General features: G+C 62.5%; 2 protein-coding genes. One reads left to right on the forward strand and one right to left on the reverse strand.

Translation table 11 applies throughout. The annotated features are described in order from the left end of the window. Nucleotides 1-2,616: autotransporter outer membrane beta-barrel domain-containing protein (locus tag AC5P76_RS18710; RefSeq protein ID WP_495222809.1), on the reverse strand; the 2,616-nt coding region annotated here is incomplete at its 3' end. Nucleotides 2,617-3,236: 620 nt separating this feature from the next. Here AC5P76_RS18710 and AC5P76_RS18715 point away from each other — a divergent pair. Next, the coding region (locus tag AC5P76_RS18715) for a S8 family peptidase (RefSeq protein WP_495222810.1) at nt 3,237-4,970 on the forward strand (1,734 nt) is incomplete at its 3' end.

Below are 4,970 nucleotides of genomic sequence, written 5' to 3' on the forward strand. Positions count from 1 at the left end.
CGCCGCGGACAGATAACCGCGCGCGTAGATCGCGTCCAGATAACCGCCCACATCCAGCGCACGCACGTCGCCGGTGAAGCGGGAGGCGCCACGGGCCTTGGTCGACATGTCCGCGGCCGCCACGCTCACGCCCAGGCCGACACGGTCATCGGCCAGGCGCGCATCGGCACCGACCACGATGCCGCCCACGGTATGGCTCATCCCGGCCACGCCGGCATCGGCATCGATCCGGCCATGGCTGGCGAAGCCGCGTGCCCACAGACCGTGGCCACGCTGGCCATCGCCATTGGCCCCCGCACCTGCTGCCGTCGGCTCGACCAGATGCATTGCCAGCTGGTTGAACAGAGTGCCATGGCGCATGCCCGGCTGTGCCGACATCGACTGCGCGACCTGCGCGGCCAGGCCATCGGCATCGCCACCGGCACTGCGCATCGCCGCCTGATGCTGCTGGACCACGTTGCCGATGCTGCCCAGCAGGGCGTTGTCGGCCAGGCGCAGGGTGGCGTGCGCATCGCCACGCAGCGCACCGGCCTGCTGCGCGACCACGTCGCGGTCGGCAAACTGCAGTGCACCCAGCAGCGGATCCAGCGCCGACGCCGGCTGCGACACGGCCGTCCTCAATGCCTGGCCGAGGCCCGAGCCCGACGCCACGTTGGCGAACGGAGACACGTCATCGAAGGCCGGATTGGCGACCGCCCAGATGCCGTCGCCGGTCTGCACGATATTGAACGTGAGCAGCGAGTTCTCGCGCGGATGGAACCTGCGCTGTGCCGCGTCGCCACTGGTCAGATCGGCACTGTAGCCCGAGCCATCCTGCCGCTCGGCACGGGTGAAAGCGACCTGTCCGGCCTGCAGCTGCGGCACGCTGGCATCGAACTCGCTCTCGCGGTCATTCAACAGCTTGCCGGTCAGCTGGCTACCTTCGGCGCTCCCGTAAATGCGTCCTTGCACCAGCGGGATCGAAAGATCCTGGCGGTAGTAGCCCGGTGCGATATCCAGCGCGAGTTTGCCGACTGTGCCACCGATCAGGAAGCCCGGTGCGGTCGCGACCGGGCCGTCCGCACACAGGGAGTATGTGCTGACGCTTTCGCAGCGATGCACCTCGAATGCCCCCAGCACAAGGCCTGCCTGACGCGTTTCCGGGGTGATGTCGAACAGCAGTCGGCCGGCATTGGGATAGGCGAAGCTGACATAGCCGTTGACCGTCAACTGACCACCCTGAGGATGAAGATCGCCACCGGCCACCCTCACCCGCGTCACCTGTGGAACATTCCACGCAACGCCGGGCTCGCCGGGGAACGCTACGTAACCGGTCGCAGCGATCGTCCCATGACCCTCCAGCCGGGCGCCGGCGTCCAGCGTGGCGACCGCAGTTCTCAGCGTCCCTCCCGCCAGAGCGACCCGGCCACCGCGCTTGACCAGCACCGTGTCCTTGTTGTCCAGCTCGCCACCGGCGCCAATGCCGAACAGGCCCGACACGGCCGTATCCTCAGCTTTCAGTTGCCCCCCCTGCAGCGTGACGGAACCCTCGCTTCCGACAATGGTGTACAGCGTCACCAGACGGCCACCGGCGGTCACATCCACTTTTCCCTTTTCCGCCCAGAGGATCTCCGCACCGCTGGACGTATCCGCCAGCCACGATCCCCCGCGCTCAAGTCGGATCATGCCAAATACATCGCCCGAGGCGATTTTGGCCGCGTCGAACGGGGCTGGCGCCCCTTCAGCGTCCACACCATAGCCCGCGGCGTACTCGTATTGCGCCGCGTAGAAGTAAGGATTCAGGTCGCCGTGCACGCTATCCGCGACACGCAAATAGTCGGCGGAAAGATCGATACGCTCCTCGCTGGTGATGATCCGGTCGCTGTAGATGTCCACACCGTCGTACACGGTGCAGTTGTCCTCGGTCGGGCAGAACTGGGCGGGCTTTCCGGTCCTTGGATCGAAGTAGGTGAGGAACGAACCGAACGGCACCTGCATTCCATTGATGGCGCCCACAACCCGAGCGATGGCATCTGGCGGCGCGTTGCCCTGCATCATCTTCGCGTAGTGATCATCCGAGACCTGCTGGGGGATCGGGACGACTTTTCCGCCGGCCGTGCTCCCATGGATCATGAAGATGTTTTCGGGATAGCTAGGATCGATCTCGGGCAGATCGTAATTGGCGATGCGTCGTTCAGCACCACCGATGAAGCTGGTGCCGCAGGCGGAGATGCACTTACCCTGGAATACAGCGGTGATCCCGCGCAGGCGCAGTAGCTCCCCGGTTCCTCGTCCTGCAGCTGCATCGCCGCCGGGGCTGTTGCGGAAGACCACCTGCGTGATGGTCCTGCCATTGCTGGCTGCGGCATCGAGAATCCTTCGCAGCCTGATGTGGTCCTGGTAGTTGACACCACCTGTCGCGATGATGCGATCTCCATTGATATGGAAGGTGTAGGCCGACGCGAGGGAGGGCAACATCCCCCCCGTCAGCGCAAGACAGACAGCTGCATGCAGCGGGCTCAGCTGACGGAACGCAGGCAAGCGGAGATTACCTTTCATTTGGAATATTCCTGGAGGTGACAGAGACGCCGACACACGCTCGCGGCAGTCGGTGGGCTGGGCATAACTGGCCAACACGACCTGTGTACTAACGTCGAAGGGGGGGCTCCCCCCCCAGCCAAGCGCATCCAAACGTTACCTCGCCGCATTGCCTGCAACGACAGACTTCATGCCGTAGCCCCTCTCGGTAGGAAGGTCTCCGCGCACGCCCCCGCTGCCCCTCAAACAGAGCCGCATGCGGTCGCCATTCTGTGCATCAGCGGAAAACTGGGACGTCATTGAAACCCCTCTGTCCCGCGCGAGCGAGGCGTGGCCGGAAGGATGCGGCGGGTCGTCGTATAACCGGCGAACGCGGCCGGCAGCTGCCTGAATCGTTCGGGTTGAGTGCTGGCGCTACTCCCGCGCCCCTGGATTGAGCTGCCATCGGCCCCGGACCCGGAGGTGCGGCTGATTCCCCGTCTACTTGAACCGCACGACCCCGGCCCCTCTTCCGAATGCGCGCTGGCCGTCATCCTGCCGGGAATCCGACCCGCCTTCACGGGGCATCCACAATCTTTTACGGTTCATTTAAAGTGACTTCTATCACACTTTTTAAGTCTAATGAAGTGCCTTCAGTTATTGTTAAGGCACTGGGGGTGTCGACGGCGTCGCGGCGTTAGTTACTTCGTAACACTACTCACCGCCGAGGACGTTTGAAGATGACACGCTCGCTCTACGCTCGCCAGTCGCTCCACCCGCTTGCCACCCACTTGGCGATCGCAATCGCCGCTTCGTTGCCGTTGACAGTGTCAGCACAGTCCGTTGCCAGTGAGCCACTGGATGCGCTCGTGCAACAGCGATCATTGCAGACAGCTTGGGCCCGCTCGACGGCGCCCGAAGCAGGAATCCAGCCAAGCGCGCCCCTCCCACCCTCTCACGCATCAGACAGTTCCAGTATGGGAGCTGCGGGCAATCCAGATAGCTGGAAGACCGACGAGTTCAACTCGGACTGGGGCTTGGGGGCAATGAATGCGCAGTATGCGTACGCGAGGGGGCTAAGCGCCGCCGGCATCCGGTTGGGAGTGTTCGACAGCGGGACCGGCTTGGATCACCCAGAATTCGGCGGCAAGGATCATCGCAGCATCACCATTGCTGATCTATTGGCCGATGGCAGTCGGTGCACGAACAGGACTGCGTTGACGGGCCCGGATGCTTGCTTCTCCAGCGCTGGTGATGAGGTCCAGGTTAAGCGCTATAAGCTTGATCCAAAGATGCCCAAGAGAATTGCTGATCTGTTACTAAGTGACCCACAGCTGAGCGAGTTTCTGCGGAACGCATCCTATGACGATCACGGCACCCATGTGGGTGGCACCATCGCTGCCAATCGTGATGGCGTAGGCATGCATGGTGTGGGATTCGGTGCAGATCTGACCGTCGCCAAGTTGTTCTTTAACAGCGTCACCGAGATCTATCTCAACGGGTTCGGTATTGGTGAGCGGGTTAAGAGCACGGGGCCAGAGAATTCAGCGCTTGTCGATCTATACGATCAGATGAACACTGAGGGAGTGCGTGCGATCAATCACAGCTGGGGTTTGGTCACGGAGCCGGAGTCAGCAGCTGAATTGGATAACCGATACAGCGATCCCGAATGGCTTGAGAGACTCTCGATCTTCGCGGATGGCGCGCAAGCCAAGGGCATGATTCAAGTCTGGGCGGCAGGGAATACTGATGAAGTCATCCCTACACCCGAGGAGAGCCCCATTGCCGGCATTTATGCGACGCTTCCTCGAGCGCTCCCTGATATCGAGAAGTACTGGCTGAGTGTGGTCAACGTCGACGACAAGAACAGGGGCAATGATGAGAAGAAGGATGAATATGAATTTGTATTGAGCAACAGATCAAACAAATGTGGTCTGAGTGCCAATTGGTGCATCGCCGCTCCCGGCACAGATATCAACTCAACGACCTACGATCCCTCTGCCCCGCCAACAGCAGATATTCGCACCGATGCGGACGGCAACGTCTGGCTCGATGTAACTCAGCGCGTGCCGAGGCACGGCTACGGTCTGAAGAGTGGAACGTCCATGGCGGCCCCGCACATCACCGGCGCTCTCGGGCTGCTGTTTGAGCGCTTCCCCTACCTGGACAACGCACAGGTCCGCGACGTGCTGCTGACCACCGCCCGCGATCTGGGCGATCCGGGCATCGATGAGATCTACGGCTGGGGCATGGTCGACCTGCGCAAGGCCATCGAAGGCTTCGGCTCGCTGCGCGTGGACACCGATGTGGTGATGAACCAGAAGGCCGGTGGACTGAAGGTCTGGGAAGGCGAGGCCTGGGATGACTGGACCAACGACATCGGTGGCCCCGGCAAGCTGACCAAGTCCGGCATCGGCTGGCTGCGCCTGAGCGGCGACAACAGCTTCAACGGTGCGGTGGTGAACGATGGCGTC

This window comes from Stenotrophomonas sp. YJH_SMC_36 (assembly GCF_059369935.1).